At 62.0% G+C, this 26,885-nt stretch carries 23 protein-coding genes and 1 pseudogene; 3 read left to right on the forward strand and 21 right to left on the reverse strand.

Annotated elements, in window-relative coordinates; translation table 11 throughout:
* Positions 1 to 117: pseudogene (locus DDF78_RS11000) on the reverse strand (inositol-3-phosphate synthase); the annotation flags it as partial.
* Between the two features lie 232 nt (positions 118 to 349).
* On the opposite strand from DDF78_RS11000, the gene DDF78_RS11005 reads away from it, so the two are divergent.
* A complete protein-coding gene (locus tag DDF78_RS11005; protein ID WP_152581823.1) occupies positions 350 to 2,680 on the forward strand; it encodes a transglycosylase domain-containing protein in 2,331 nt (776 codons plus the stop codon).
* Between the two features lie 8 nt (positions 2,681 to 2,688).
* Here the strand turns inward: DDF78_RS11005 and DDF78_RS11010 are convergent, their stop codons facing one another.
* The 5 genes from DDF78_RS11010 to DDF78_RS11030 all read right to left on the reverse strand — a co-directional run bounded on the left by DDF78_RS11010 (position 2,689) and on the right by DDF78_RS11030 (position 7,957).
* Positions 2,689 to 3,912, reverse strand: coding sequence for a pyridoxal phosphate-dependent aminotransferase (locus DDF78_RS11010; protein WP_152581822.1), 1,224 nt, complete (start codon positions 3,910 to 3,912; stop codon positions 2,689 to 2,691).
* Between the two features lie 69 nt (positions 3,913 to 3,981).
* Positions 3,982 to 4,641, reverse strand: a complete 660-nt coding sequence (locus tag DDF78_RS11015) for a methionine ABC transporter permease (protein WP_152581821.1) — start codon at positions 4,639 to 4,641, stop codon at positions 3,982 to 3,984.
* Complete coding sequence (locus DDF78_RS11020; protein WP_152581820.1) at positions 4,638 to 5,735, reverse strand: methionine ABC transporter ATP-binding protein; 1,098 nt, start codon at positions 5,733 to 5,735, stop codon at positions 4,638 to 4,640. Before DDF78_RS11020 ends, DDF78_RS11015 begins: the two co-directional genes overlap by 4 nt.
* Before the next feature lie 176 nt (positions 5,736 to 5,911).
* Positions 5,912 to 6,718 carry a MetQ/NlpA family ABC transporter substrate-binding protein gene (locus DDF78_RS11025; protein ID WP_237564665.1) on the reverse strand — a complete coding sequence of 269 codons (807 nt, stop codon included), beginning with the start codon at positions 6,716 to 6,718 and terminating at the stop codon, positions 5,912 to 5,914.
* A gap of 261 nt (positions 6,719 to 6,979) precedes the next feature.
* Positions 6,980 to 7,957: a ketopantoate reductase family protein gene (locus tag DDF78_RS11030; protein WP_152581818.1), complete on the reverse strand. Its 978-nt coding sequence runs from the start codon at positions 7,955 to 7,957 to the stop codon at positions 6,980 to 6,982.
* 515 nt (positions 7,958 to 8,472) lie between these two features.
* On the opposite strand from DDF78_RS11030, the gene DDF78_RS11035 reads away from it, so the two are divergent.
* On the forward strand, positions 8,473 to 8,748 hold the full coding sequence (locus tag DDF78_RS11035; protein ID WP_152581817.1) for a helix-turn-helix domain-containing protein: 276 nt from the start codon (positions 8,473 to 8,475) through the stop codon (positions 8,746 to 8,748).
* 201 nt (positions 8,749 to 8,949) lie between these two features.
* Here the strand turns inward: DDF78_RS11035 and leuA are convergent, their stop codons facing one another.
* Positions 8,950 to 10,857 (reverse strand): 2-isopropylmalate synthase, encoded by a 1,908-nt coding sequence (gene leuA / locus DDF78_RS11040; RefSeq protein WP_152581816.1) that lies wholly within the window; start codon positions 10,855 to 10,857, stop codon positions 8,950 to 8,952.
* A 256-nt stretch (positions 10,858 to 11,113) separates the two neighbouring features.
* Between leuA and DDF78_RS11045 the strand changes: the two genes are divergently transcribed.
* A complete protein-coding gene (locus DDF78_RS11045) occupies positions 11,114 to 12,268 on the forward strand; it encodes a glycosyltransferase family 4 protein (protein ID WP_152581815.1) in 1,155 nt (384 codons plus the stop codon).
* 124 nt (positions 12,269 to 12,392) lie between these two features.
* Here DDF78_RS11045 and DDF78_RS11050 read toward each other — a convergent pair whose 3' ends face one another.
* The 14 genes from DDF78_RS11050 to DDF78_RS11115 form a co-directional block, all read right to left on the reverse strand.
* Positions 12,393 to 13,013, reverse strand: coding sequence for a DUF5701 family protein (locus tag DDF78_RS11050; RefSeq protein ID WP_152581814.1), 621 nt, complete (start codon positions 13,011 to 13,013; stop codon positions 12,393 to 12,395).
* Between the two features lie 64 nt (positions 13,014 to 13,077).
* On the reverse strand, positions 13,078 to 14,148 hold the full coding sequence (locus DDF78_RS11055) for an aspartate-semialdehyde dehydrogenase (RefSeq protein ID WP_152581813.1): 1,071 nt from the start codon (positions 14,146 to 14,148) through the stop codon (positions 13,078 to 13,080).
* Between the two features lie 376 nt (positions 14,149 to 14,524).
* A complete protein-coding gene (locus tag DDF78_RS11060) occupies positions 14,525 to 15,091 on the reverse strand; it encodes an ACT domain-containing protein (protein ID WP_152581812.1) in 567 nt (188 codons plus the stop codon).
* A 136-nt stretch (positions 15,092 to 15,227) separates the two neighbouring features.
* The gene (locus tag DDF78_RS11065; RefSeq protein ID WP_152581811.1) at positions 15,228 to 15,992 is read right to left on the reverse strand and encodes an aspartate kinase; all 765 of its coding nucleotides are present in this window, start codon (positions 15,990 to 15,992) and stop codon (positions 15,228 to 15,230) included.
* Between the two features lie 247 nt (positions 15,993 to 16,239).
* Positions 16,240 to 16,842, reverse strand: coding sequence for a recombination mediator RecR (recR, locus tag DDF78_RS11070; protein ID WP_152581810.1), 603 nt, complete (start codon positions 16,840 to 16,842; stop codon positions 16,240 to 16,242).
* A 9-nt stretch (positions 16,843 to 16,851) separates the two neighbouring features.
* Positions 16,852 to 20,187 carry a DNA polymerase III subunit gamma and tau gene (locus DDF78_RS11075; protein WP_152581809.1) on the reverse strand — a complete coding sequence of 1,112 codons (3,336 nt, stop codon included), beginning with the start codon at positions 20,185 to 20,187 and terminating at the stop codon, positions 16,852 to 16,854.
* Between the two features lie 502 nt (positions 20,188 to 20,689).
* Positions 20,690 to 21,679, reverse strand: coding sequence for a diacylglycerol/lipid kinase family protein (locus DDF78_RS11080; protein ID WP_152581808.1), 990 nt, complete (start codon positions 21,677 to 21,679; stop codon positions 20,690 to 20,692).
* Positions 21,680 to 21,860: 181 nt separating this feature from the next.
* The gene (locus tag DDF78_RS11085) at positions 21,861 to 22,355 is read right to left on the reverse strand and encodes an Rv3654c family TadE-like protein (RefSeq protein WP_152581807.1); all 495 of its coding nucleotides are present in this window, start codon (positions 22,353 to 22,355) and stop codon (positions 21,861 to 21,863) included.
* The gene (locus tag DDF78_RS11090) at positions 22,352 to 22,750 is read right to left on the reverse strand and encodes a TadE/TadG family type IV pilus assembly protein (RefSeq protein WP_152581806.1); all 399 of its coding nucleotides are present in this window, start codon (positions 22,748 to 22,750) and stop codon (positions 22,352 to 22,354) included. Before DDF78_RS11090 ends, DDF78_RS11085 begins: the two co-directional genes overlap by 4 nt.
* Positions 22,751 to 22,758: 8 nt before the next feature.
* On the reverse strand, positions 22,759 to 23,043 hold the full coding sequence (locus DDF78_RS11095; RefSeq protein ID WP_152581805.1) for a DUF4244 domain-containing protein: 285 nt from the start codon (positions 23,041 to 23,043) through the stop codon (positions 22,759 to 22,761).
* 293 nt (positions 23,044 to 23,336) lie between these two features.
* On the reverse strand, positions 23,337 to 23,903 hold the full coding sequence (locus DDF78_RS11100; RefSeq protein ID WP_237564662.1) for a type II secretion system F family protein: 567 nt from the start codon (positions 23,901 to 23,903) through the stop codon (positions 23,337 to 23,339).
* The gene (locus DDF78_RS11105) at positions 23,900 to 24,676 is read right to left on the reverse strand and encodes a type II secretion system F family protein (protein WP_152581804.1); all 777 of its coding nucleotides are present in this window, start codon (positions 24,674 to 24,676) and stop codon (positions 23,900 to 23,902) included. The genes DDF78_RS11100 and DDF78_RS11105 overlap by 4 nt, the downstream gene beginning before the upstream one ends.
* 57 nt (positions 24,677 to 24,733) lie before the next feature.
* Positions 24,734 to 25,738 (reverse strand): TadA family conjugal transfer-associated ATPase, encoded by a 1,005-nt coding sequence (locus DDF78_RS11110; protein WP_152581826.1) that lies wholly within the window; start codon positions 25,736 to 25,738, stop codon positions 24,734 to 24,736.
* A gap of 11 nt (positions 25,739 to 25,749) precedes the next feature.
* Positions 25,750 to 26,763: a CpaE-like family protein gene (locus DDF78_RS11115; RefSeq protein ID WP_237564664.1), complete on the reverse strand. Its 1,014-nt coding sequence runs from the start codon at positions 26,761 to 26,763 to the stop codon at positions 25,750 to 25,752.
* Positions 26,764 to 26,885 lie beyond the last annotated feature (122 nt).

Here is a 26,885-nt window from a genome sequence, read left to right on the forward strand (position 1 = left end):
GTTGTGCATCAGTCCGGGGATCTTGTCATCATCGGCAGTATCCTTGTAATATTCGACGCCCTGCACCAGCGACGAGGCGCAGTTGCCTACGCCGGCGATTGCTACGCGAATGCTCATATTAACTCCTCTTTATATATGTAGCGCGTTGCGCATTCCAACATTTAAGCATAGCGCCCAACTTGGAGAAGCATTGCTGGATTCGCTATTTAAGTGCTGAGTCGCCACCTACAGCCCCCTATATACCGTGAAATTCCTAAGCGTGTCATGCCGGCAGCGTCATTTGCGAAGATTTGCGAGAATTCCGCTGACAGGCATGTATTTTTCAGGGGATGCCGTTACGGTGGTGGGCATGGCTTCTCAGACTCGCAGCGTTTCATCGCGGACCAACGGCACCCCGGCACGGGGATCGACAGGGTCGCACGGCGGCGCATCACCGAATCCGGGATCGCATCGCAACTCCAACGGGTCGCACCATGCCCAAGGGCGTAAGCCGCGCAAGAGCAAGCCACGACATCCTGTCCGCCGTGTGCTGAAGTGGCTGCTCATCATAGCGGGTGCGCTGCTGCTGGCCGGCATCGCCGTATTCGCCTACCTCTACATAACCACCGACATACCGCAGGCCGATAAGGTCGCGATATCGTCCAAAACCACGGTCTACTATGCGGACGGCACCACCGAGCTCGGCTCCTTCGCGCAGCAGAACCGCGAGATCATCAGCTGCGATGCGCTGCCCAAATACGTGGGCCAGGCCATCGTCTCGTCGGAGAACCGCTCCTTCTATACCGACAAAGGCATCGATTTCAAAGGCATCGGACGTGCCTTCCTGAGCAACATCACCACCAGCTCACGTCAGGGCGGGTCCACCATCACCCAGCAGTACGTCAAGCAGTACTACATGGGCGAAACCGTGACCTCAAGCTATGCCGCCAAGCTGCGTCAGGCCATACTGGCGGTCAAGATCACGCAGACGCAAAGCAAAGACGAAGTGCTGTGCAACTACATGAACACGATCTATCTGGGGCGCGGCGCCTACGGCATCCAAGCCGCGGCCGAGGCCTACTTCAATAAGGACGCGAAGGACCTGACTCTCTCCGAGGCCGCCATGCTGGCCGGCATCATCCCCTCCCCTAGCAACTGGGATCCGGCCGAGAACCCGAAGCAGGCGCAGACCCGCTTCGAGCGCGTGATCGCCATCATGAAGGAAGATGGCCATATCAGCAGCCAGGACGCGGCGGCCGCGCAGTTCCCGCAGACCGCGCAGACCACCCAGCAGAACACCTACGGCGGGCCGAAGGGCTATCTGCTGGAAATGGTGCGCGCGGAGCTCACCAAAAACAAGACCTTCACCAAAGAGGAGCTGGACACCGGCGGCTACAAGATTGTCACCACCATCGACAAGCCCAAGCAGGACCTCATGTTCCAGGTGGCGAGCCCGTCGCAGGACGGCAATGGCATCGTGCCGCAGGGTCTGCAGACCGGTGCCATGTCGGTCAATCCCAAGGACGGGTCCATCATCTCGCTGTACGCCGGCGACGACTATCTGGCCAAGCAGCTGAACAACGCCACGCAGGCGACCTACGAACCCGGCTCCACGATGAAGCCGTTCGCGCTGCTGGCGGCCGTGCAGGAAGGCATGAGCCTGAACACGAGCTTCAACGGCAATTCGCCGCGCAGCTTCCCCGGCATCGCCAGCCCGGTACAGAACTTCGGCAACCAGAGCTTCGGATACGTCAACATGTACAGCGCCACGGCGAATTCGGTGAACACGGTGTACATGGATCTGCAGCAGGATGTCGGCGTCAAGAAGGTGGCGCAGACAGCGAACGCCGCAGGCATCAGCTCTAGTCTCGTCAAGGGAGACAACCCCTTCACCGTGCTGGGCAATGACGCCGTGCATGTGCAGGACATCGCGCAGGCCTACGCCACAATCGCCAACCAGGGCAACAAGCCCACCCTGCACATCGTGTCCAAGGTGACCGACGCGAACGGCAAGAGCATGTATCAGGCCCCCACCGCGACGCAGCGGGCCTTCACAGCGAACAACGCCGCGCTGGTCACCAAAGCCATGACCGGCACCGTGCAGTACGGCACCGCCACCGAGGCACTGGCCGTGGGCAAGACGATGGCCGGCAAATCCGGCACCGCGAACGACGCGACGGCCGGCAGCTTCGTCGGGTTCACGCCGAACACGGTCAGCGTATTCGCCATATGGTACCCCGACCAGAAGGGCAATCCGCAGCCGATTTCGCCCTTCGGCATCTACAGCGGCGGCAGCGACTACCCCGTGCACATGTTCACGAAGTACATGGAGCAGGCCTTGGCAGATACGCCCAATCAGGCATTCCCCGTCGCTACTGACACCGGCAAGATCGGCGGTCCGAACGGCACTTGGGGCACCGGGGGCGGAATTTCGCAGTACAAGTACGGATACGGGACCACGCCCAAATCCGACTCCGGGCAGACGCAGCCGAGCACATCACCAAACACTGGCACCAGTCAGGGCACGCAGACCCAGACGCCAGCCAACCCTCAGCCGACGCAGACGCCTAAACCTTCGCAGACCGTGCCGGTGCCGACGACGCCAAGCTCGTCGCCAGCAACTGGCAACAAACGGAACGACGCATCAGGCGACTCGCAGCGGGATGCTGCTGGCTCGGGACAAGGGCAGAACGGGCAGTAACCCTAGCGCTATCCCAGCACCTTGCCAATCCGCTCGACGGCTTGCTGCAGCTGCTCTTGGGGCTTGAGGAGGCTGAGACGGACGTAGTCGAGGCCGACGGTGCCAAAGCAGGAGCCGGGGAGGACCGCGACCTGCGCCTTGTCCAGCAGGTAGTCGGCCATACGGTCGCCGCTCCAATCGCCCGGAACCTTCGCCCATACGTAGATGCCGCCGGGCGAATCGAAGACGCGCAGTCCTGCCTGCTCGAGTCCTTCGGCCACGATGCTGCGCCTGCGGGCATAGAGATCGGCCAGCTCGGCCACGCAGCTCTGGTCGCTGTCTAGCGCGACCGTGCCGGCGTCCTGCACGCTGCCGGTTATCATGGAGCCCATCTGATAGTGGTAATGCTTCAGGCGGTCGACGATGGCCGTGTTGCCGGCGACGAATCCGGCGCGCCAGCCGGCCATGGCGTACATCTTCGACAGCGAGCACACCTCGATCGCCACATCGCACGCTCCCGGAACCTCGAGAATGCTGTGCTGCTGGGCGTCGGGGCCGGAGCCGCCCACGCCAAGCCCACAGTAGGCGTAGTCGTGCACGATGACGAAACGGTGCTGCCTGGCCAGCTCGACCGCGTGCTGCAGGAACTCAAGCGGGGCCTGCGCACCGGTGGGATTATTCGGATAGTTCAATACCAGCAGTTTGACGCGGTCCCAGGTCTCATCGGGTACGGCATCCAAATCGGGCAGGAAGCCAAGATTCTCGCGTGCCGGCAGCAGCACCTCTTCGGCGCGGCACATGCGCGCCATGCAATGATACGAAGGGTAGTACGGGTCTGCGAAGGCCACCGCATCGCCCGGTTCGATGAGAATCGCATACAATCCCGCGAGCGCGTCGACGGCTCCTTCGACAGCGAATAATTGCGTCGGCCAGTCGAGCGACACGCCGTGTTCGCGCTGGTACCACTTGGCCGCCGCCTCGAGGAACGCCGGCTTGCCGTCGAAGGACGTGTACCGGGCGTTGAGCGGATCGTCCACGGCCCGCTTGGCCTCGTCCCGGATGAACTGCGCCGGGTAGGCGTCCGGATTGCCTTTCGCTAGGTCGATTACGTCCGCCCCCTGCGCGACCGCCTTGGCGACTTTGCCATCCATAACCGCGAACACGTTGGGCGGTATGGATTCTGCTATCGGAGCAAAGGGAACCGGGCAGACCTGCGATGTTGGCGCCCCGGACGAAACCACAGATGAAACCATATGAGCAATCCTTTCTATGCCTCTATGCCAGCCGTAATCAGTGCCGGCTGCAATCAACGCTGGCCGTAATCAGTGCGTGACGCGCCGGGTGAGGGCGTCACCCGCCCATTGGATGAGCTGCACCAGCACGATCAGGATGACGACAATCGCCACCAGAACGCCGGTCTCATAGCGATTGTAGCCGTATTGTATGGCCATGTCGCCGATGCCGCCCGCGCCGATCGTGCCGACCATGGCCGAATAGCCGATCAGCGAGATAATCGTGAGTACTACGCCGCGGATGAATGACGGCAGCGCCTGCGGAAACACCGCGCCTACGATGATCTGCCGCATAGTCGCACCGGTGGAGACGGCGGCTTCCAGCAATCCCGAGTCGACCTCGCTGAACGCGCTTTCCGCGACGCGGGCGAAGAAGGGCACGGCGGCGATGGAGAGCGATATGGCACCGCCGGTGGGCGTGTAAGGGTCGCCGATGAGCAGCTGGACCACCGGGATGAGCACGACCATGAGAATCAGGAACGGCAGCGAACGGATGGCGTTGACGATGACGCCGACGACCGCGTTCAGCGTGCGATTCGGCAGGAACAGCCGGTTTCTGGTCACGTACAGCAGCAGCGCCACCAGCGTTCCCAGAACCACGCCGATAACCGTGGAGACCGCGACCATGTAGGCGGTGTCGGTCAGCGCCTTGCCAAGATTGGTGCGCAGGATATCAATGGTATCGTTCATGCTCGGGACTTCCCTTCTTTATCGTTTTCGCTGGCACTCAGCGATGCGGAATCGCCGGCATCGACTTGCCCTATGGATTCCCGGTCAAGCTCGCGGAATCCGAACACCCGCGAGCGCAGCGTCTCAAGCGCAGCGCGCAGCGCGTCGTCCGGTCCGGAAACCAGCACCAGCAGCACGCCGATGGCCTGCGCGCCGAAGTATTCCACATTCGCATGCAGCACGTTGATTGCCACATCGTAGCGTCGGGCCACCGCGCTGATCAGCGGCTCAAGCGCATCCTCGCCCTTGTAGCGCAGCTCGACGATCGTGCCGTCAGGCAGCGAAGGCACGAGCTGCGGCGGCACCGCGACGCCCAGATACCGCTCGACCAGCGCGCGGGTGGTGGGATGCTGCGGCGCGCCGAAGATATCGAAGGTCTCGCCCTGCTCGACGATGTGGCCCTCCTCCATCACCGCGACATGGTCGAATATCTGCTTGGCCACGTCGAGCTGATGGGTGATGAACACAATGGTGATGCCCAGCTCGCGATTGATGCGCTGCAGCAGGCCGAGGATTTCGCCGGTCGTCTCCAAATCCAGGGCGCTGGTAGCCTCGTCGCACAGCAGTATCTCCGGGTTGTTGGCCAGGGCGCGGGCGATGGAGACGCGCTGCTGCTGGCCGCCAGACAGACTGGACGGGTAGCTGTCGGCCTTGCTTTCCAGCCCGACAAGAGCGAGCAGCTGCGCGACGCGGGCGCTCCATTCGCGCTTCGGGCAATTGCCCGCCTTGAGCGCGAATTCGATATTCCTGCCTACGCTCACATTGCCAATCAGATTGAACGACTGGAAGATGAAACCGATGCGTTTGCGCACATCGCGCAGCGCACTACCCTTCGCCTGCGTGATGTCATGCCCGTCAAGCAGCACCTGCCCTGAGGTGGGCCGCTCCAACAGGTTGATGGTCCGCACCAGCGTGCTTTTGCCCGCGCCGGAGAATCCCACAATGCCGAAAATCTCGCCCTTGCTGACGCTGAGATCGACCTGTCTGACCGCTTCGATGGTGCGGTCGCCCTCATGAAAGGTGACGGACACATCCTTCAGTTCGATGATTGCCATGCCTTATGCCCTGCCTCGCATTGTTCGCAGCTGTTATGCCGCCTATCGTGCCGCTATGTATTGTCCCGTATCCCTGTAAACCGAAACCGCCGAAAACCGCCGAAACCGAAACCGCCGCCCCGGCGCAATGCTGCATCCGGAGCGACGGTCAAGGCTATGCGGTCATCACAGTGCAATCACCAAGTCGTCGGCTTGCCGAAGTCGGCGAACTCGCTGTTGGCGATCGCCTTCTTGAACTTGTCGCTCACCAGCAGCGCCTTGGTCTTCTTGCCGAAATCGCTGTTGGCATCCTTGGTGTTGACCACGAATATGTTGATCACGCCTTCGGACTGCTTCTCCATCGCCAGCGCCTCCTTGGGCTTGAGCCCTGCGGCCCAGGCGAAGTTGCCGGGAACCAGGCTCACGTCGACGGTGCTCAGCGAGCGCGCGAGCTGGGCGGCGTCCAGCGGCTTGATGACCAGGTTCTTCGGGTTCGTGGCGATGTCGTTGACGGTGGCCTTGGTCGGGTCCACGTTGCCCTTGAGCGTCACGAGCTTCTGCTGCTCAAGCACGCCGAGCGAGCGCGCGAGGTTGCTGCCGTCGCTGGCGATCGAGACGGTGGAGCCGTCCTTGATCTCGCTGACCGACTTGTACTTGTGCGAATAGATGCCCAGGCCCAGCGTCGGCACTTGGCCCAGCGGGGTCAGGGCGAGGTTGTTGTCGGCCTTGAATTTATTGAGATAGTTGCTGTGCTGGAACAGGTTGGCCTGCAGGCTGCCCGATGCCAGCGCCTTGTTGGGCTGGACATAGTCGTTGAACAGCTTCGTGCTCAGCTCGTAGCCGTCGTCCTTGAGCAGCGGCGCGATGACCTTGTTGACCATATCGCCGTAAGGACCGGGGCATACGCCGACGACGATCTTAGTGGTCTGGCTCTTCTTCGGAGCGCTGCTGAGATTATCGCTGGAGGCGCTGCCGCAGGCTGCTGCGGACGCCAGCGTGATCATGGCGAGCGCTGCAGCGGCGATGCGCTTGGCGTTGACGACGACTCGGGAGGAGTGGCGGCGTGCGTCGCGATTCCGGTTATTCGTGGTGAAGATGGACATGATGTGATCCTTACGTTGATGGTTGGCGTCGTGACGGCTGCTGGCCGGCTGACGCTGGTTGATGGTTGGAATATTTCCGAGCTACTGACTGAAACCGTTTGGTTGTATCTGTCCTGCGCCAGCCGACCGATTCGCGGCCAACCCGCTGCATTCCGCTCGAAATCAGGCGGCCTCGCCGGCCAGCTCGGGATGATGGATAGCGTAGGCGTGCTCGGCCAGATGCAGCTCCTGGGTCAGGAATTCGTGCAGAGTGCAGACGTAGCCGTGCTCGCGGCCGATTTTGGCGATGTAGCCGTTGATGTAATCGACTTCCGTGGGGCGGCATCGCGTCAGATCCTGGTACATCGACGGGTAGTGCAACGGGTGCGCCACGCCGGCTGTGTGCAGTATGGTCTCGACCTCCGACTCGCGCGTGCCCAGCAGCGTGAGCCCCGCATGTTCGGCGGCGGTGTAGGCCTCGTTCACCAGCTGCTCGGTCATCCAGCGCGCGGCAGGATGCGATTCGAATTGGCCGAAGCGAATCTGATACATCGTGCACAGGGTGTTAAGCACCGAGTTGAACACGATCTTGGCCATGCACATGCCCATGAAGTCGTCGGCGATGGTCGGGTTCAGCGTGGCCGCCGCGAAATCGTCATGCAGCTCATGTTCTACGTCGCTCACATGGCCGTCGTAGGCGCACATGCTCATCGCCTTGGAATGCGCTCCGCCAGTGAAGTTCACATCGCCTGGGCCGTACACGAACGCGCCGATCAGCGCCGTGCCGCCGTAGATATGGTCGTCCGGGAAATACTGTGCGATCTTCTCGAAATGCCCGTATCCATTCATCGCCGAGAACACGACTTGGCCGGGGCGGAACAGATGCGCGCAGCGCTTGAGCATGCCTTCGAGCTGATGCTGCTTGAGGAAGATGATCCAAACGTCCGGGTCGCCGTCGTACTCTTCCGGATAGAAGACCTTGATCGGCACCAGATGGCGGTTTTCGTCATCCTGGGAGACGTAGACGCCGCCCTGTTTGCGAATCGCGGTCACATTGGGCTCCCAGGCATCGATGAAGTCCACCTGCTTGCCGGCGAATTCCTGCAGCAGCACGCCGTATTGCACGCCCATGCCACCCGCGCCGATCACCGCATATTTCATTGCCTTGCCTCGCTTCGGTTGAATTTCGACGACGGGTTCGCGAAAGACGCATGTCTATGCAAAGGGCTTCATATACGCCTGCTCACACTCTCAAGCCTGTGCTTGATACCCGTGCCTGATGTGCTGCTCGTGCTGGACCCTTGCGGAACTGTTTCTTTTCGCGATTATGGTATCGCCAGACACTCAATATATGCATCGATCGAATTCGCCGCAGCGGCGCGGCTATAGCCTTTAGTTATCAGCGGTTATAAGGAATGGGTGCACGTGGTGGCATGCGCAGCTGCTGATTGCACAGCGCATATGCATGATTTCTTGAGAACCAAATAATGGGTCCCCTGCCCAATCACTCATCGTCTTCTATTCGTTGCCCTCCACTCATCTCTTTCCACCCATTGCCCGCACTTCGCCGCATCGGTCCGACGGTCTTATCATTTTATATTAATATATGAGTAATTATTGCCTTATTTTCATATAAATACTAATATATGAGTATGTTTTCATTATTGGATGAGATAATGCCCGGTGATATTGCTGCTGCGATTGCCGATCGCATGGTGGCACGACGCAAGGAACACAAACTCTCCCAGACCGAACTTGCACAGAAATCCGGAGTAAGCCTCGGGTCGCTCAGGCGTTTCGAGCAGCGCCACGAAATCTCGCTGACCGGACTGATCGGCATAGCCTTCGCCCTAGGATGCGAGAACGACTTCGACGCCCTTTTCTCCCAACCGTATTATGCGAATATCGACGATGTCGTAGCCGCCCGAAAACGCGCTCGGAAGGAGACCTGACATTACAGTTCTATGCCCGGATTAACCTGCAGGACGGCACTATACACATGTTCGGCGAATCGCAATGACGTCTTGGCTGTCTGGAACCAAATACAAATAGGGCAGGAAAGCGCACCATGGCTTTCCTGCCCTACTGGCGTAATCGTTCGTATGCCGCTTAGCCTCTCAACTGATCAGCCTCTTAACCGCTGCCGCCTTGGCTCAGCGCTGCGAGCGATTGATGGCGGAGATGATCGCCTTCAGGGAGCTGGTGGTGATGGAGGAATCCACGCCAACGCCCCAGATGATCTTGGTGTCAGCCTCCTCGCCGATCTGGCACTCCACATAGGAGGCGGCCAGGGCTTCGGAGCCGGCGGTCATGGCGTGCTCGGCGTAGTCCATGATCGAGACGGTAATGCCCAGCGTGCGAATCGCGTTGAGGAAGGCCGCGAGCGGGCCGTTACCCAGGCCGGATATCTCGCGCTCAACCGGCGTCGCGTCAGGCGTGGCGCCACGATCGAGGATGCGCACCTTGATGACGGTGTCCGAACCATCCTCGCCCGAGGACGAAGTGACCTTGAGCAGCTTGAGGCGGCCCCACTGCTTGAGGGTCGCATCGCCGCCGTCGCCCATGACCTCCGCCGCAGCGGTCACGCCGCCGTCCTCGACCGGCAGGTACTCGTCCTTGAAGAGATGCCAGATATCGGCGTCCTTGACTTCCTTCTTGGTGCGATCCGCGTAGGCCTGCACGACCTTGTCGAACTCCACCTGCAGCCGCTTGGGCAGGTCGAAGTTGTGGTTGGTCTTGAGCAGGTAGGCCATGCCGCCCTTGCCGGACTGCGAGTTGACGCGGATGATGGCCTCGTAGGTGCCGCCGATGTCCTTGGGGTCGATTGGCAGATACGGCACGAGCCACACGAAGCTGTCAAGCTCCGCTCCAGCGCGCTGCGCGGCCATTTCACGCGCATCCAAGCCCTTTTTGATCGCATCCTGATGCGACCCAGAAAATGCCGTGAACACGAAGTTGCCGGCGTAGGGATGGCGCTCCGAAATCTTGATCTGGTTGCAGTATTCGACCGTTTTGCGGATCTCGGGCACATTCGAGTAGTCGATCTGCGGGTCAATGCCCTGCGTGAGCAGGTTGAGGCCCAAAGTCACCAGGTCGACGTTGCCGGTGCGCTCGCCGTTGCCCAGCAGGCAGCCCTCGACGCGGTCGACGCCGGCGAGCAGCGCCAGCTCAGTGGCGGCCACGGCCATGCCCTCGTCGTTGTGCGGATGCACGGAAAGCACGACGCAGTCGCGATCCTGCAGATGGTTGGACATGTATTCCATCTCATCGGCGAAGACGTTCGGCGTGGTCATCTCCACCGTGGCTGGCAGGTTGAAGATGATCTTGTGCTCGGGCGTGGGCTTGATGACGTCGGTCACCGCATTGCACACCTCAGCCGCGTATTCGGGCTCGGTGCCGGTGAACGACTCCGGCGAATACTCGTAATACAGCTCGGTGTCGCCCACCTCGGCCTCAAGCTCCTTGCACAAGGTGGCCGCATCGGTGGCGAGCCTCTTGATGCCCGCCTTGTCCTTGCGGAACACGACCTCGCGCTGCAGCACGGAAACCGAATTGTAGAAATGCACGACGGCGCGGCGCGCACCCCGCAGGCACTCGTAAGTCTTGCGAATCAGGTGCTCGCGCGCCTGAGTGAGCACGATGATGGTCACGTCCTCGGGGATGAGCTCGCGCTCGATAAGCATGCGGATGAAATCGTAATCCGTCTCCGAAGCACTCGGGAAACCGACCTCGATCTCCTTGAAGCCCATCGAGACGAGCATGTTCCAGAAGCGCAGTTTGCGCTCCGGATCCATCGGGTTGACCAGCGCCTGATTGCCATCGCGCAGGTCGACCGAAGCCCAGCGCGGCGCACGCTGCAGGGTCTTGCCCGGCCAGGTGCGCTCAGGATAGTCGAAGGGAATCTGCTTGTTATAAGCCACGTACTTGGTGTAGGGCATGGCGCTCGGCTTCTGCGGCGCTCCGATGAATCTGCGAGGAGGCAGCAGCAGGTCGTTGTTCCCCCCATTGGACTTTGCGGCTTGTGCCGCGAGATCAAATACTGATGATTGATCCTGACCCATCACTCCTCCTTCTTTCTTCTGTATCACGACTTCCGCATGGAAGCATGTACTGCCTGTAGAATCCGCGCCGAAGTCCGATGCGAATCGTTAACGTGCCCGTAACATGCACGCACCTGCCTCAGTGTACCCACGACCTACCCCAGTGCTTTGGGCTGCATGTTGGACGCGAGTAGACTGGCGTGATGCGGATCGCCGTCCGCATCACGAATGTATATGACCCGCTGGCGGCGGGCGGAATCAAGGCAGGTTGGAACAGGTGCGCATAGCTTTTGTCTTCGACGACACGCTCGACGTCCACGACGGTGTCCAGCAGCATATCGTCACGCTCGGGCGCGAGCTGGCGCGGCGCGGGCATCATGTCGAGTACTTGGTAGGGGAAAGCGAGCATTCGCCGATGCCGGACACGCACTCGCTGTCCAAGAACGTGATGGTGTCGTTCAACGGCAACCGCATGCGCGTGCCTGTCGCATCCAGCCGCGCGCAGATTCGTAGGACGCTGCACGAAGGGAACTACGACATTCTGCATGTGCAGGCGCCATACAGCCCGTTGCTCGCCGGGCGCGTTCTTGCGCTGGCGCCGCAGACGGCGGGCGTGGTCGCCACGTATCATATCGCGCCCACATCGATGGCCGCGTATTACGGCGGCAAGGCTTTGGGTATGATTAACCAGCGCACGCACCGGCGCATCGACGAGGTGGTGGCAGTGTCTCCCGTGGCGGCCTCCTACGCACGGCATACCGCGCATGTCGAAAGCCGCGTCATCGCGAATCCGGTCGATGTGCAGGCTTATGTGGCGGCGCGCGCTCAGGCGGGTGCGGCATGCATCGCACAATTCCACGGCGAGGGGCCGCATGTGGTGTTCGTCGGGCGCTTCGTCAGCCGCAAGGGAGCCGGCATTCTGCTTGAGGCATTGGACTGGGGCGAACGTCAGGGCATCTTCCCGCCGGGCATGCATGTGACGCTCGCCGGGGCCGGGCCGCTGTTGGAGGAATGCCGGGCCACAGCCGCACGACTGCGCACACCGGTTGCATTCCCCGGATTCGTCAATGAGCGCGACAAGCCGGCGCTGCTGGCGAGCGCGGATGCGGCGGTCTTCCCTTCGACGGGAGGCGAATCATTCGGCATCGTGCTCGTGGAGGCGATAGCCGCCGGAGCACGCGTAGTGCTCGCTGGCGACAATCCCGGCTACCGGTCCACGCTGCGCGATGACGACGATGCGCTGTTCACCATCGACCCGCAGCGTCGGGCGGGCGAGCTGGCACGCAGCATCGCGCGAGCGTTGACTGACGCCCCGTGGGCTGCGAGCATGCATGAGCGGCAGGCGGAATTACTCGCACGCTACGATGTGCGGACTGTGGCCGACGAAGTCGAAGCGGTCTATGCGCAAGCGATTGCGGATAGGCGGCAGTAGCTGGGTACTGGCAGGCTGTTGGCGGTGCGTATTGACGGTGCTTATTGACAGTACGTATTGACAGTGCTTGGCAGTGGAGCCGAGAGCACCGTTCGCTGCCCTTTGCTCGCTGCCCTTCGCAGCCTTACAAAAATAGCGAGACGCCACGACGTGCGGCACAGTAGGCGTTGCCAAGCCAGGTGTGGCGCGAATTGGGCCAGACGGCACCGAGCCGAGGCGCGTTCTGGCTCATCCATATGCTGGGCACGCGGCCATCGGTGCTGCGCGAGCCGAGCAGGTTGAAGCCGTTCTTCTTCACCAGCCAGTCAGGATGCTGGGTGGCTATCGCCAGCCCTTCGCCGATAGTCAGCGGCAGGCGCTCGTCGGTGTCGATGAGCTTGCGCGCCACATCGGGCTCGCGATTGATATAAGCCGTGCCAGTGTGCGGATCCACAACGAGGTAGAAGGGCCCTTCGGGCGGTTCGAAGCCATCCTGCGGCAGGAAACTGGCGATGTCGCGCGGCGGCATGGTCGTGAAGCCGGCCATACGGTTGATGCTGGTACGTGCGATCAGCGATTCGGGAGAAACCAGCTCATGCGTAGGCACCAGCAGGATGTTCGTGCCCAAATCGCTGCGTTCGAGCGCGGTGATCAGCGGGCGGGCGAGGGCCCGGAACGCCGCCGAGCTCATATCGGCCACGTCCGGGTAGCCCAGAGCCACGATGCGGTCGAGCTGTTTTTGCGCTTCTTCAGATGCCTTCGACATAGCTCTAGTATGGCACGCCAATCGCCGGGAGTCATGCCCTGCCAGTGCGCTTGCGCTGCAAGCCTTATAGCTGCTCGGCGAAATGCTTGTGGGCGATGATCTCGGCCAGCTCGACGGCGTTCAGGGCAGCGCCCTTGCGCAGATTGTCGTTGGCGATGAAGAAGGCGAGGCCCTTCTTGCCGTCCACCGCCTGATCCTGACGGATGCGTCCTACATAGCTGGGGTCCTTGCCTGCGGCCAGCTGTGGGGTGGGGATGTCATCCAGCTCGACGGCCGGAGCGGTAGCGAGCACCTCACGGGCCATATCGGGGGTTACGTCGCGCTCGAATTCGGCGTTGACGCTCATGCCGTGGGCGGTGAAGATGCCGACGCGCACGCAGGTGCAGGATGCGGCGAGGTTCGGCAGATGCAGGATCTTGCGGCTTTCGTTGCGCAGCTTCTGCTCCTCGTCGGTCTCCTCGGAGCCGTCATCGACGATGGCACCGATGAAAGGCACGGCGTTGAACGCGATGGTGCGCACGACCTTGGTCGGCTCGGGGAAGTCAATGGCCGAGCCGTCGAACGCGAGCTTGTCGGCGCCCTGCTCGATTGCGGCGGCGGCCTCGTTCATCAGCTGCTCGACTCCGGCGCGACCTGCACCGGAAACCGCCTGATACGAGCTTACGATAAGCCGCTTCAGGCCGAAATGCGTGTCAAGCGCTTTCAGGACCGGGATGCAGGCCATCGTCGTGCAGTTGGGGTTGGCCACGATGCGGCTCGGGATATCGTCCAGATCGTCGGGATTGGCCTCAGCCACGACCAGCGGCACGTCATCATGCATGCGCCATTGCGAGGAGTTGTCGACCACGTACGCACCCGCTTCAGCGAAGCGCGGCGCCCAGATCTTCGAAGTGCCGCCGCCCGCAGAGAATATGGCGATGTCGATGCCCGAAAGATCAGCCTTCTCGACGTCCTCAACCGGGATGTCGACGCCGCGCCATGTGAGCGTCGTACCGGCGGAGTGCGCTGATGCGAGGAAACGCAGGTCGCGCACCGGGAAGTCACGTTCGTCGAGCACACGGCGCATGACCATGCCCACCTGGCCGGTCGCCCCCAGCACTGCCACGTTCACGCCACGTTCGTGTATCTGCACCATTTGAGATCGACTCCTTCTTGCTTTCCGCCCTATACTACGCAAGCGCTGCAATCCGCAGGTGCTTGCGACTCGCACGACCACGATTCGCATGCACCTGCATATGCAGACGTTCGCCGGTCTCGCCGGTCTGCCTCGGATTTTCGGCGAAACATTTTGCGTATGCCTCTATATTGCCCACATCGCGCCGACAACAACACGCGCGGCAAGCTGCTGTCCGGCGGTTCGGCGACTGCGTTGTGTCGCTGCTGCACTGTGTCACTACTACACCATGCCACTATGACGCTGTGTCATTGGACGATGCGTCATTGGACGCTATGTCATTGCGCCGCTACAGCGCTACAGCGCTACAGTGTACATTATTGCGCTTTGGCGCTATTCAGCGGCCAGTGCCGCCGTACACCACGGCTTCAATCCGCTCAGCGTCCAGGCCATAGGCAGTATGCAGCGCCTTGACCGCCTCGTCCAGATCATCGAGAGGCACCAGGGCGGCAATGCGGATCTCGGAGGTCGAGATCATCATCACGTTGATGCCATGCTCACTGAGCGCGTTGAAGAACTTCGCGGCGAGGCCGGAATGCGTTTTCATGCCCACGCCCACGACCGCCACCTTGCCGACGGAGGAGTTCACATCGAAGGACTGGTAGCCCAGCTCCTCGTGCTTGTCTTCCAGCACCTCCTGCACGCGCTTGGCGGCAGAGCCGGGCACGGTGAAGGAGATATCCGCCGTGCCGGTCGAAGCGCTGGCCTGCACGATCATGTCGATGTTCACGCCGGCCTCGGCGAGCGTGCTGAAGACGCGTGCCGCCATGCCCGGTTCGTCAGGCATGGCACGCACGGTCACCAGGGACTCGCTGCGGTCGTGCGCCACGCCGGAGATCACCGGGGCCTCAGGGTCGAGGTCGGGAAAGAGATCGCCCATCGAGACGTTCATGTTGTTGGTCATAATCCTGCCTTCTCGGTTCGAAGCATGCCGTGTTGGGGTAACTGCTGGATTGTCTTGAAAATCATTGTCATAGGAACTATCTGTGCCGCTGTGCCGCGCCCGGACCATGATGCCCTGGCGATAGACCCGGCCGCATTCAGCTCAGATTCGGCAGACTGCGCGGGTCGACGCCGTCCGGCACGATCACGGTGCCGCTGCGGTGCGAGAAGGAGCTGCGCACATGCAGGGGCATGCCGAAGCGCTGCGCGTATTCGACGCAACGCAATGCCAGCACCTTCGATCCGCAGGAGGTCATTTCCAGAATCGATTCGTAATCGATTGACGGAATGCGCCGCGCTGTGGGCACGATGCGTGGATCCGCAGTGAAGACGCCATCAACGTCTGTGTATATCTCGCATACGTCCGCGCCCAGCGCCACCGCGAGCGCCACCGCCGACGTGTCGGAGCCGCCGCGGCCCAGTGTCGTCGCATCGCCTATCTCGCTCACGCCTTGGAAGCCTGCGGCAATCGCCACGCAGCCCTCTTCCATCGCCTTGCGCAAGCGCGCGGGGCGCACGGCCTTGATATGCGCGGTGCCGAACTTCGCGTCGGTCATGAAGCCCGCCTGCGAGCCGGTGAAGGAACGCGCCTTCGAGCCTTCGGCGTGAATGGCCATCGCCAGCAGACTCATCGAAATGCGCTCGCCTGCTGTCATGAGCATGTCCATCTCGCGCGCCGGAGGGTTCGAATCAATGCTCATCGCCTGGTCGATGAGGTCGTCGGTGGTATCCCCCATCGCCGAGACCACAACCGCCACATCATTGCCCGCCCGCTTCGTTTCGACGATGCGTTTGGCGACACGCTTGATCGAATCGGTGTCGGCGACCGATGAGCCGCCGTATTTCTGCACGATAAGAGCCACGACTGTCCAATCCTTGTTTCGTCGATTCGCTGCGTTTATTCTACGCAAACAGGGCGATTATACCCGCAGGCGAAGCAGTTGCGCATCGCGGTGGCCGCTATGCGGGCCGTTTTGCGCCATTGTTGGTGTTTTTTGCGTTGACGTTGTAGCGATGTTGCAGTGCGCCGCATTATGCATATGTGCGCTATTTGCCTTGTAGTTCTGCGGCTCTGTGGTTCTGCGACTTTGCAGCTCTATGACTTTGCAGCTACGCCTCGCGACGACCGGCGAGTGCACGTCCGAGCGTGATCTCGTCGGCATATTCCAGGTCGCTGCCGACGGGCAAGCCGCTGGCGAGCCGGGTCACCAGGATGCCCAGCGGGGACAGCAGTCTGCTGAGGTAGGTCGTGGTGGCTTCGCCTTCGATGTTGGGGTCAAGGGCGAGGATGATCTCCTTGACTTCGTCGGTTTTGAGCCGGTCGAGCAGCTTGGGGATGTTCAGGTCGTTCGGCCCGACGTTGGCCATAGGGTTGATGGCCCCGCCCAGCACATGGTAGGTACCGCGATACTCCCGCGTACGCTCGATGCTCATGACGTCCTTGGGCTCCTCTACCACGCAGATGAGGCTATGGTCGCGCCGCGGATCGGCGCATATCGGGCACGGGCTCGTCTCGCACACATTGCCGCAGATGTCGCAGAACCGCACCTTCTCTTTGACTTCGCTGATTGCCTCGGCGAGGTCGCGGCTCTCCTCCTCGCTCGCCGACAGCAGGTAGAAGGCGATGCGCTGCGCGCCCTTGGGCCCGATGCCGGGAAGATGCGCGAATGCATCGATCAGGCGCTGTATCGCGCCGTCATAAGCCAATGCCATAGGTTTTCGTCAGCCTTCCTGGTGCTTGCTGGATTTGCTGGGCGGTTGGATGTTCTTCGGATTGTGCGGGTCGTCGACGGCAAAATCTTCGACGCGCTTCACCTCGAACAGCTGCGCGAGCTCATCCATGCTCATCGCGCTCGCGGCGCCGAGCGATTCGTCGTTCAGCGAGTATTCGTCATCCTCCGGCGCGACCTGCGCGTGCTCCGGCGCTCCGGCCGACACTGGTTGCGCCGAGCGTTCTTGCTGCGGCTGCTGCGACTGCCGCATCACCTGTTGCCGTGCTGACTGTGACTGGCGTATTGATTGTGGCTGGTGCGCTGACTGCACGGCACCCCGCCCAATCCTTGACCCCTGTTCGCCGTTCGCCGCGTTGCTGTCGCTGCTTCCGTCCGCGACGCTATGCACTTCGATTTGCCAAGGGTCGGATTGATCCTGCATGGCTGGATTCGCTGATGGGTTACCCCTCGAAGCTGCTGACGAGGTCTCGCCTGCATGCACAGCCGGCTCGTATGCATTGTCATGGGCATTGTCGGCCGCGCTGCTGGTCACGTTGCTGGTTACCTTGGCGAGCGTATGAACGGCTGCGCTGTCGGTCGTGCCGCTGGCCGCAGCGTTCGGAAGGGACGACACGGCCCACGGGTCGATGCCATCGCTTGTATCGGGAACCGAAACCTGCTTGTGATGCCGGGCTCCTTCCGATTCCCCGGTATCCGCAGCATCTGCACCTGCCGCAGCAACGAAGGCCGCAGCGGATGCCGTCGCGCTCGGCTCTTGCGCCGGCTGCGCCCACGGGTCAGCGTTGTCGTCATCGCGGCCAGCATCGTGGGCCATTCCGTTTTTATGGTCCTCGCCGCTCAGGCTGCCAGTCGAATCACTGCGATTGCCGAGTTTCCCCAAGCTCATTGATCGTTCCGAGTCATCGGGTGTCCGTGCAGCATCGGGACTCGCTGGGCTGAAGGAATTTCTCGAGTTGCTCAGTTCGCCGCGATTATTAAGGCCATCCGATGCGTCAAGCTTTTCCTGGCCGTTGACCCCTAGGTAAGACGGCGCTTCCTGATTGCCAGAATCTGCGCTATTGCCCGTTTCGCCTAGGAGCGCCCCGCTGACTCGATGAACCGGGTCGTCGGCGTCTTGCTGTCCATCTGCGGCACCGGTCCGAGGCTCCTTGGACTGCGCCGGCGCATGCGCGCCGATGTGGACGGCGAGACCAGCGGCAGCAAGACCGGCCTTGGCCAGCGCAATCTGCTGCTTCACCTGGGCGAGCTGCTCGCCGCTCATGCGCGAAGTCGGCTCGACCTTGTCGCCATTGGCAGCGACTGGTGCCGGCGCAATCATCGTGTTCGCACCGAACACCTTGCGCACAGCCGCAAGCACGACCTTCGACGCCTTATGCCCGCGATGCGCCTCATCGGAGGAAACAGCCAAGGCGAAGGCGTGCTGGCTGAGCGGGCAGTCGAAGGTCATCGATACCCGCTGTTTGCCAGCGGCATTCGAGGCCAGCGCAACACGCACGACCTTGTCACGGGTGACATATTCGCGGACATCGGACGGCAGTGCGGCAACGGCAGCATCCCAACGCTCATCGACGCTGCGACGGTCCTCCTGCGCCGGTGCCGCTGAACCGTCAACCACTGAGTCAACCGCTGAGTCAGCAGCGGCAGCTCCCTGCGCCGCATGTTGCACCGACGCATTCGGTGCAACGGGAGACGAGCCGGAAGACGATGCCATTGGCGCTGCAACAGGCTCGGCGGCCGGTGTTGCCGCATATGATGCGTGTTGGGCCGAGTCGCCATCCATAGCGCCGGCTCCACGTCCATTCGATGCGGCTCGGACTCCCGCCGACGCATGCTGCGCTGCTGCATTCGACATCACAGACGGTGTTGCGTCATTCGACAGCGCACTGTTCGACACCGTGCCATTCGGTGTCGCAGCAGGCGTCGCGTCGTTCGATACCTCTGCAGACGATGCTCCTACAGATTGCGCCCTTGCAGCAGAGCGCGCCATCCCTGCGTTCGTGCCCACGTTCGCCGCTGCATCATTATGTGTCTGCCCAACCGACGCAGGAGCAGACGACGTCGCGGCACCACCGGATGGCTGCTGCGCCGTCCGCCGATTCGCCCCTGCGAAACCGCCACGGCTCGCCGGAGTCGCCGCACGGCCCGAAGGCTGGCGCTGGACGATACCCGCCATATCCGCAGTGGAACTCTGCTGCGCAGGCATGGCTGTCGCCGTTTCGGGGTCGCGACCTGCTAGCAGACGCGCCGCCAGCAGTTCCAGGCGCATGCGTGGCGACACGGCACCGGTCATGGCGCTGAGCGCAGAGTTGATGGTTTCAGCCATGCCACTGAGCGTGCCAAGACCAAGCGCCTCAGCCTGACGATGCAGATGGTCCATATCCTCGGCTGCAGAATCGTCGCCAAGAACGCTTTCCGCACGTTCGCCGCCCAAGGTCAACACCAGAAGATCACGCACGCGCGACAGCAGATCCTCGACGAAGCGACGAGGGTCGAAGCCGCCGACCACGACCTTCTGCACGACGCCATACAGCTTTTCGCCATCGCGCTCGATAACGGCGTCAATCGCCTCGCCGATCAGCGCGTCAGGCGTGAAGCCCAGCAGCGCGACAGCCGAATCCTGCGCGATGACGCCGCCCACCGAACCGACCATCAGCTGGTCGAGCACAGAGAGCGTATCACGCACCGAACCGCCGCCAGCCCGCATAGCAAGCTTGAGCACGCCGGGCTCGGCCTTGATCTGCTCCTTTTCGCAGATCTGCTGCAAATATGGTCCCATGATCTCCGTGGGGACGAGGCGGAAGGGATAGTGGTGGGTGCGCGAGCGAATCGTACCGATCACCTTCTCCGGCTCGGTGGTCGCGAAGATGAACATCACATGCTCCGGAGGCTCCTCCACGATTTTGAGCAGGGCGTTGAACCCCTGCTGCGTCACCATATGGGCCTCGTCGAGGATGAAAATCTTGTAGCGATCCCGCGCGGGGGCGAATGCGGCGCGCTCACGCAGCTCGCGCGCGTCGTCAACGCCGTTGTGGCTGGCCGCATCGATCTCCACCACGTCGATGGATCCCGGGCCGCCGGTCGCCAAATCCCTGCAGCTTGCGCACTCGCCGCACGGATGCGAAGTCGGGCCCTGTTCGCAGTTGATGCAGCGTGCGAGGATGCGGGCCGAACTCGTCTTGCCGCATCCACGCGGCCCCGAGAACAGATAGGCATGGGTCAGCTTGCCCTCGTCAAGCGCACGCGACAACGGCACCGTGACCTGTGTCTGGCCGATCACCCCGTCAAAGGTGTCCGGCCTGTACCTGCGGTATAACGCCAACGCCATATCTGCCCCCTTACGCACGCTTATGCCCGTATCTCATCCGACTTACAGATTACAATCCGCCGCCGGGTCTGCTCGTCCTTCGCGCCTAGCTGATGCCATATCGTCGCATTGCCAGCATCGTCTGTTTTGCCGCCACGGTCTTCGCATCCGCAGCGTCTGCTCGCGCCTCCTAACCTACCTGCACCCGACTATCTTGGTGCCATAACGGCTGCAATATGCCACGATCTGCCACGGTAGTTCGCGCTTCGGTATGCGCCACGTTTCGACACGTACCACGTGTCAGTACGTATTACGTGTCGCTATACGCCAGGTGTCGCATCACGCGCCACGTACTATGCGGCGTCACACATCATGCACATATACCCTGCGTCACCATGCATCATGCTCCATGCACCTTATGCTGACACGCATCGTGCGCTGCGCACCATGCACCATGCACCGCGTGCTAAGCACTACGCACCTTATGCAGCACGCGCAGCGTTCATGGCACGAAAGGCAACGGTCAGCTTCGACCGAGCACCGCAGGCGGCACCAGCAGCCGCATCGAACGAGCACTGACCCTGACCGACACCGGCAGCCTTCCGACGCATTCGCCGTCTGCCATCAGCACCGGCGGTGTCTCACCCTCAGGCGACTCGCCGATGTCGACGCTGCGCACCCGCTGCCAGTCGAACAGCCCGGTGCCGAGCAGCCCTCCGGTATAGGCCTTCGATATCGCATGCACGATCTGCGTGAAGGTCGGAACCTGGTTCAGCCAGATCAGGTCGAGCAGGCCGTCGTCGAACAACGAGTTCGGTGACAGTTCGATGCCGCCGCCAACATGACGCGAGTTGGCGATGGTCAGCAGCGGACTGGCGATATCACACTCGTCCACGCTCCCGTCTTCCGAAACCACCCGCACGTGGTAGCCATAGCTCCGTATATTCCTGACCTCGTTGAGCACTGCAGCGAAATAGCGCAGCTTCCCATAGGGCAGCGACGATTGGTTCGCACGGTCATTGATGCTCGCATCGAGCCCGCAGGACAGCATCCCGGCGAACAGTCGGTCAGGTGTTGCAGCAGTCGACGAAATCACACCCATATCTATGTCCCGATGCGTGCCGTTGACGATTGCGCCGGCAATCCCATGAACCGCAGCCTGCGCCCGATTCACTGGCAGACCCAGACCACGCGCGAAGTCATTGCCGGATCCCATAGCGACGATTCCCAGCGGCATTGTCGTCCCTGCGAGCGCGTTCACCCCGAGGGCGACCATGCCGTCACCGCCGACCACGACGAGGTCATCAAAACCGCCATCGATGCCGCTGAGCCGGTCTTGTATTCTCGTCACCGAGTCCTCGTAGTCGGAGCCAGTCAGATCCACGACATCAAAGCCATACCATTCTCCTTCCTGTTTCAGGAGTCCAAGCACCAGTTCGTTGGCTCTGGCGCCGTTCCCATTGTTCGCGGCGGGATTGCCCACCATCGCCACAACCGCTCTCGCAATACTCACAGGGGCAACGATAACGAAAATCCCCTGCACGCACCAACGTTTCACGAGGCTTTGCGGCGTATTTCACAGTCCAGTCTCACAACCCTCCTTTGCGTTCAGGCCACGTCTGGCCCATGCGTAGCCGGTTAAAGCACATGCGCAACTGACCAATGACAACGTGACAGCTGCTGCACAACATCGCCTACGAGCATTCAATCGGCCCGGCACGCGCCGAACTCGTCACCCGGGGAATCAACGGCACCGCAGTGCGAACCGAGACGCCGACTGCCACGATGTCCCCATCGACCTTGCATGATTCCAGGTTTCCCTTGTGCGAGCGAGCAACCGTTTGCGCGGTTCCGCAGGGGTCTGCGCTGCTCTCCCACAGCACCGTGGCGGCGGAGACTGCGGCAAGATCCGCAGCTGCCACGGCCCGCGCCCGCCAGATGAACACGTTGCCTACCATCGCCAGAACGGACAGCAGCACAGCCGCAGCCATGACCAAAGCCACCCCTGCCATCGTTCCCACGCCCGGGTCGCTGCCGTGCGGACAGCGACGAACATAGTCCTTTGTCCGGCTCACGACGTTCGCTGCCACATCGTTCACAGCAGCGCCATTCACTGTCGCACTGTTCGCGGTGATGCCCTTCACTGTGATGTTATTCGCTGTGATGCCATCATTCTCTGCGGCGCTCATTGGACTATTCCTGTCGAAGTCGCACGAATGCGAGTCGGCAAGACGCCAAATGGGTCGGGCAGAACCGGGCACTGCACGCTTACCGCATAGGTTCCTCCGCCGCGCGCCACCGACACCGAAGCGCTAGCGCCCATTGCCTGCACAAGCGCTGACGCATCGGCCTCGCCGTCGGTGACGACAAGCTCTCTGGCGATCGAAGCCGCTGTATCTTGGCAATCCATCGACACGGTCACAGCCCGGGCAAGCGACATGAGCACAACCGCCATGACGATGACCGCAGGAAGCATCACCGCGAACTCTGCGGTGACGGCTCCTTGATCACATGGCCCTGCGATACGTCTGCCGATACGCGGCCAGGCACGGACCCCATGCCTGCGCAGCGATGCCCGGCTCATCGCATTCATCACACGCTCAGCGACTTTTTCACGATATTGCTCAGCAGTGTCCTGGTGACATCCGATTTGAGCAATGCCACCAGCAGCGCAGCGAACCCGGTTGCGGCCACCAGCACGACTGCATATTCAGCAGTGGCCGCTCCTTCATCCGCCTCGCTGCCCATAGTCCGCACTTTGGCATCAAGCAGGCACGCCTCCCGCTTCATCGTGTCCATCAATCTGCTCGCCTGGCCTCTGGCATATTGGAAGATGCCCGCCTGACCATCAGCATTGACAGGGATTTGCGTATCCATGATCGTTCCTTTCTCGTGTGTCTTTCAAGAATCCGGCTGGTTGCGCCGGTAATTCCAGTGTGCCTATCCGCTCGGGGAAAGTCTCGCGGTTCCGGGTCATGTGGTCGAACGCTCGGACTTATCCACATCGTCGGCGTGTCGCGGAAGAGTTGTCCACATCGCTTGTTTGCGCCATCGTCTATTTGCATCGCATTCCTCCGCATTAGGCCGCAGATAACGGGCAGCCAGACGGCACAAGCGACAGCAGAAAGCGTCGCAACGCGTCCTGATGCACCGCAAGGAACCACGAAGCGTCACGAAGCAAAGGACGCTATCGCCGGAATCACGCCGATGAACAGGAAGGCGGGAAGAAAGCACAGTCCGGTTGGCACCAGCAGCCGTATTGAGAGCTGCGAAGCGCCCTGCTCGATGCGCGAGCGCTCGTCCTCATCCACCTGCGTGATGGTCGCCTCAAGCCGCTCCGTGGGAGAAGCCCCGTGAACCCACGAATCTTCGAGCGCATCGTGTACCAGCATCATCGTCGCGCCATACGCCCCGTCGGACAGCGCGCGGCTCCACGCATCCTGCCAAGGGTATCCCCCGTTAAGCAAGCGGGCAGTGCCGGTGAACAGCGCGCCGAAATCATGCCCAACGCTTTCGCCCACCGCTTCGAGCGCTCGCGGCAATGACGCGCCCCGATGCATCGCCACGGCGATCATCGACAGCAGCAAGGTATCGGATGGCAATGGTCTGGCCGCTTCGTTATGCCGCCGGGGAGCCGGCAGGGCGCGGCTGACTCGATAGCTTCCGAGCGCGACGCACAATGTGGTGCATACCGCAGCGCACAGCGCGGACAGCAGCGCGGGGATCGCCGGCATCATAAGCGTTTCTCCTTGCGGTCACGCACAGGATGGGCGTCCGAAGGCCGGACGAAGGAACGCAGCATAGCGCGTACCCACAGCATTCCGGCCATATACGACAGCATGCCGATCAGCAGGCACGCCATGCCTCCCGCCGAACCGAACAGGAATCCGATGGGATCAGCTCCAAGCACTTCGCCCAATATCAGGGTGACGAAAGGGAGTGCAGAAAGCAGCTTGATCGTGGCCTGGGGCATCGCGAAGGCGTTGTCGCGCAAGCCCTGCACCATCCGCGCATGACGATGCGACTGCGCGACCGCCTGTATGGAGCGCGCAGCTTCGCATCCCAGCCGTTCGCTGAGATGATACGCCAGCTGCAGCTCGGCTGCGGTGCTGCCCACCCGCGAATCCGATTCCGTTGCGAAGGCCCGCGCACGCAGCATCCGCCGCAGCCCCTCGTAATCCAAACCAGTGGAAACCACTCCAACCATGCCTTTCATCCACTTTTCAGACGATACTGCCTCAGCCGACACTGCCCTAGCTAACGTTGCCCCACCCGGTGCCTCTGACAACTGCAGCGACTGACGCAGCGAGCTTCCCGACCGCACGCGCGCATGCATCGAAGCGAGCGCCGCAGCAAGGCCGATACGCAATGCATCCTCCTGTCGGATGCTGGGATGGCTCCAACGGCAATCCAGATCATTCAGCCTCTCCCGTGCACTGTGGTTCCCATGCGCGAGCAACCATGCCGCCGCCATGATGCACCCTGCGGCAGCCCATGCGGTCCATATCATATGCGCTCCTTTCAGGCGTCCAAGCCATGCGCGTTCATCGCTGTATAGGCAAGTCCGTTATGCTGCGGCGTTCTCGGTCCATTGCGCCGAGAACGCCGCCCATTCAGGCGTATGCGACGGAGCCTCGCGGCCATTCCAGCGTGCTATTGTCCGGCCTGCAAGCGCTCCCTGCGCGACGTGGAGATCACCGATCTGCGCGATATGCCGGCCATGTTTCGAGCGTTCAAGGTGCAGCACTGCATCGAAGGCGTCCCGTGCAAGCGTCGACAGCGCAGCCGGCTCAAGACCGGCGAGTAACCCCAAAGAAACCAGCCGTGACGGCACTCGACCAACGCCATCCGCATGCAGCGTCACCATGCCGCCCCGATGCCCGGAATTCAGGGCGCGCAGCAGGTCCGCAATTTCGGCTCCTCGGCATTCCCCGAGAATGATGCGATCCGGCCGCATGCGCAGCGTGGCCTTGACCAGCTCTGTCAGCCCTACCGCCCCAGCGCCTTCGACATTCGCCTCCCTTGACATCAGCGATACATGGTCGCCGCGCCCCAGCGCGCCCAGCTCTCGTACCTCCTCCACGCTGACGATGCGATCCCCGGAATCGCATTCGCCGAGCAGCGCCTTCAGCAACGTGGTTTTGCCCGCTCCCGTGCCGCCAGTGATGAGCATGTTGGCACGGCCGCGCACCAATCCGCGCAGCGTGCTCATCCAGGAGGCTGGGAACAAGCCGCGTTCGTGCAACTGCCGCAAATCGAACCGCTCCTGCCTTGGAAAACGGATGGAGATGGCCGCGCCCTGAGGCACGACCGGAGCGATCACCGCATGGATGCGCACTCCTTCGACGCTGGAAGCATCCGCTATCGGGCAGGCGTCATCAAGACGCCGACCGAGTTGCGCGCACAATTGCACCGCATACTCCCGTATCACTTCCGGCGAGCGAAACGGTATGCGAGGGTGCTCCTGCACCATGCCCTTGCCATAATCGGCCCACACTCGCCCATCGCAGGTCACCGCCACATCGGTCAGCGCGGCATCGTGCACCAGATATTCCAGCGGGCCGAACGCCAGACTCGTCGTTGTCACCTCTCCTCCTTCATCCAGGCTTCGATCTGGTCAGCCACTTGGCGCACGCATGACGCACTGCCTGCGCCGATTCTGCGGATGCCAAGGCCTTCCAGCAGATCGCGCTGCAGTTTGCGGTCGAAGCGAAGCGGACCGACGACCTCGTATGAGAGATAATCCGACGCCTCCTGCACGCTCAGGCACCCAGCATTGCCTCGCACGCCGCGCGGCCGAATCCCGACTACGGCAAGCGCGCTGCCCGACTCGCTCGTTCCGCCTGATTTGCCTGCGCTGACGCCATCGCCCGCTGCAACGCCATCACGTGCTGCAAACCGAGCCATATGGGCCTTGGCTCGGGCCACGCCCAGCACGGAAAGCTCTATCGCGACGATTTGCCTCGAATCAGACAGCCCAGGAACCGTATCGAGTGCACCGCCATCGGCAGCGTCCACCACGACCACGTCATTCGCCTCGGCGAGCGCACGAATGGCCGCCTGAATCTCCCACCAATTGGGAGCATCGCCGTCCCACGGGTCGAAGGCAAGCACGCCTATGCCCTCCCATTGCGGCAGCCGACGGCTCAAAGCCTCGCCTTCGATGCGACCAAGCGGGGCATCAAGACCGCCGAACCGCAGACCTTCCTCACTTTCGAGACCCAGCAAAACGTCAAGCCCGCCAGCACGGAAATCCGCATCAACCAACGCCCCGCTCAGTTCGCGCGAATGCAGCTCCCATGCCAGCATCGCCGCCAGTACGCTCAGCCCGATGCCGCCACTGGGCGAAGTCAGCACAATGACGTTGCCGCCGAAATCTGCTGCGTCAGCGCCCGTATCAGTGCCCGTGCTAGCGCTGCCATGTGAGCCGTGTGAGTCAGACGCACTGGGGAAGCCCTGCGGCGCAGCGCGCGCATTCGGCGGCGCGCTGCCGTGTCGCGGACGCGAGTCCCGTCCGTGCCCAGCAATTGCGTGACGCTCCGCTGCGGGAGCGTAAAAACGTTGTGGCGGCGATGCCGCGCTGCGAGTCCTATCCATACCTCGATTGAAATACTCCGACGCATGCAATCGCAACCCAAACAGACCACTGTGGTCGAACGCTTCGAGTTATCCACATTCCGGGCGTTTCGCGAGTATCCGCAAGGACCCCGAACACGGGC

This window comes from Bifidobacterium tibiigranuli, from assembly GCF_009371885.1.
GTDB lineage: Bacteria > Actinomycetota > Actinomycetes > Actinomycetales > Bifidobacteriaceae > Bifidobacterium > Bifidobacterium tibiigranuli.

Coding starts and splice junctions, on each gene's coding strand:
- DDF78_RS11005 (WP_152581823.1), top strand. CDS start 350: ATGGCTTCTCAGACTCGCAGCGTTTCATCGCGGACCAACGGCACCCCG.
- DDF78_RS11010 (WP_152581822.1), bottom strand. CDS start 3,912: ATGGTTTCATCTGTGGTTTCGTCCGGGGCGCCAACATCGCAGGTCTGC.
- DDF78_RS11015 (WP_152581821.1), bottom strand. CDS start 4,641: ATGAACGATACCATTGATATCCTGCGCACCAATCTTGGCAAGGCGCTG.
- DDF78_RS11020 (WP_152581820.1), bottom strand. CDS start 5,735: ATGGCAATCATCGAACTGAAGGATGTGTCCGTCACCTTTCATGAGGGC.
- DDF78_RS11025 (WP_237564665.1), bottom strand. CDS start 6,718: ATGATCACGCTGGCGTCCGCAGCAGCCTGCGGCAGCGCCTCCAGCGAT.
- DDF78_RS11030 (WP_152581818.1), bottom strand. CDS start 7,957: ATGAAATATGCGGTGATCGGCGCGGGTGGCATGGGCGTGCAATACGGC.
- DDF78_RS11035 (WP_152581817.1), top strand. CDS start 8,473: ATGCCCGGTGATATTGCTGCTGCGATTGCCGATCGCATGGTGGCACGA.
- leuA (WP_152581816.1), bottom strand. CDS start 10,857: ATGGGTCAGGATCAATCATCAGTATTTGATCTCGCGGCACAAGCCGCA.
- DDF78_RS11050 (WP_152581814.1), bottom strand. CDS start 13,013: ATGTCGAAGGCATCTGAAGAAGCGCAAAAACAGCTCGACCGCATCGTG.
- DDF78_RS11055 (WP_152581813.1), bottom strand. CDS start 14,148: ATGGTGCAGATACACGAACGTGGCGTGAACGTGGCAGTGCTGGGGGCG.
- DDF78_RS11060 (WP_152581812.1), bottom strand. CDS start 15,091: ATGACCAACAACATGAACGTCTCGATGGGCGATCTCTTTCCCGACCTC.
- recR (WP_152581810.1), bottom strand. CDS start 16,842: ATGGCATTGGCTTATGACGGCGCGATACAGCGCCTGATCGATGCATTC.
- DDF78_RS11075 (WP_152581809.1), bottom strand. CDS start 20,187: ATGGCGTTGGCGTTATACCGCAGGTACAGGCCGGACACCTTTGACGGG.
- DDF78_RS11085 (WP_152581807.1), bottom strand. CDS start 22,355: ATGAGCGCCGCAGAGAATGATGGCATCACAGCGAATAACATCACAGTG.
- DDF78_RS11090 (WP_152581806.1), bottom strand. CDS start 22,750: ATGAGCCGGGCATCGCTGCGCAGGCATGGGGTCCGTGCCTGGCCGCGT.
- DDF78_RS11095 (WP_152581805.1), bottom strand. CDS start 23,043: ATGGATACGCAAATCCCTGTCAATGCTGATGGTCAGGCGGGCATCTTC.
- DDF78_RS11100 (WP_237564662.1), bottom strand. CDS start 23,903: ATGATGCCGGCGATCCCCGCGCTGCTGTCCGCGCTGTGCGCTGCGGTA.
- DDF78_RS11105 (WP_152581804.1), bottom strand. CDS start 24,676: ATGATATGGACCGCATGGGCTGCCGCAGGGTGCATCATGGCGGCGGCA.
- DDF78_RS11115 (WP_237564664.1), bottom strand. CDS start 26,763: ATGGATAGGACTCGCAGCGCGGCATCGCCGCCACAACGTTTTTACGCT.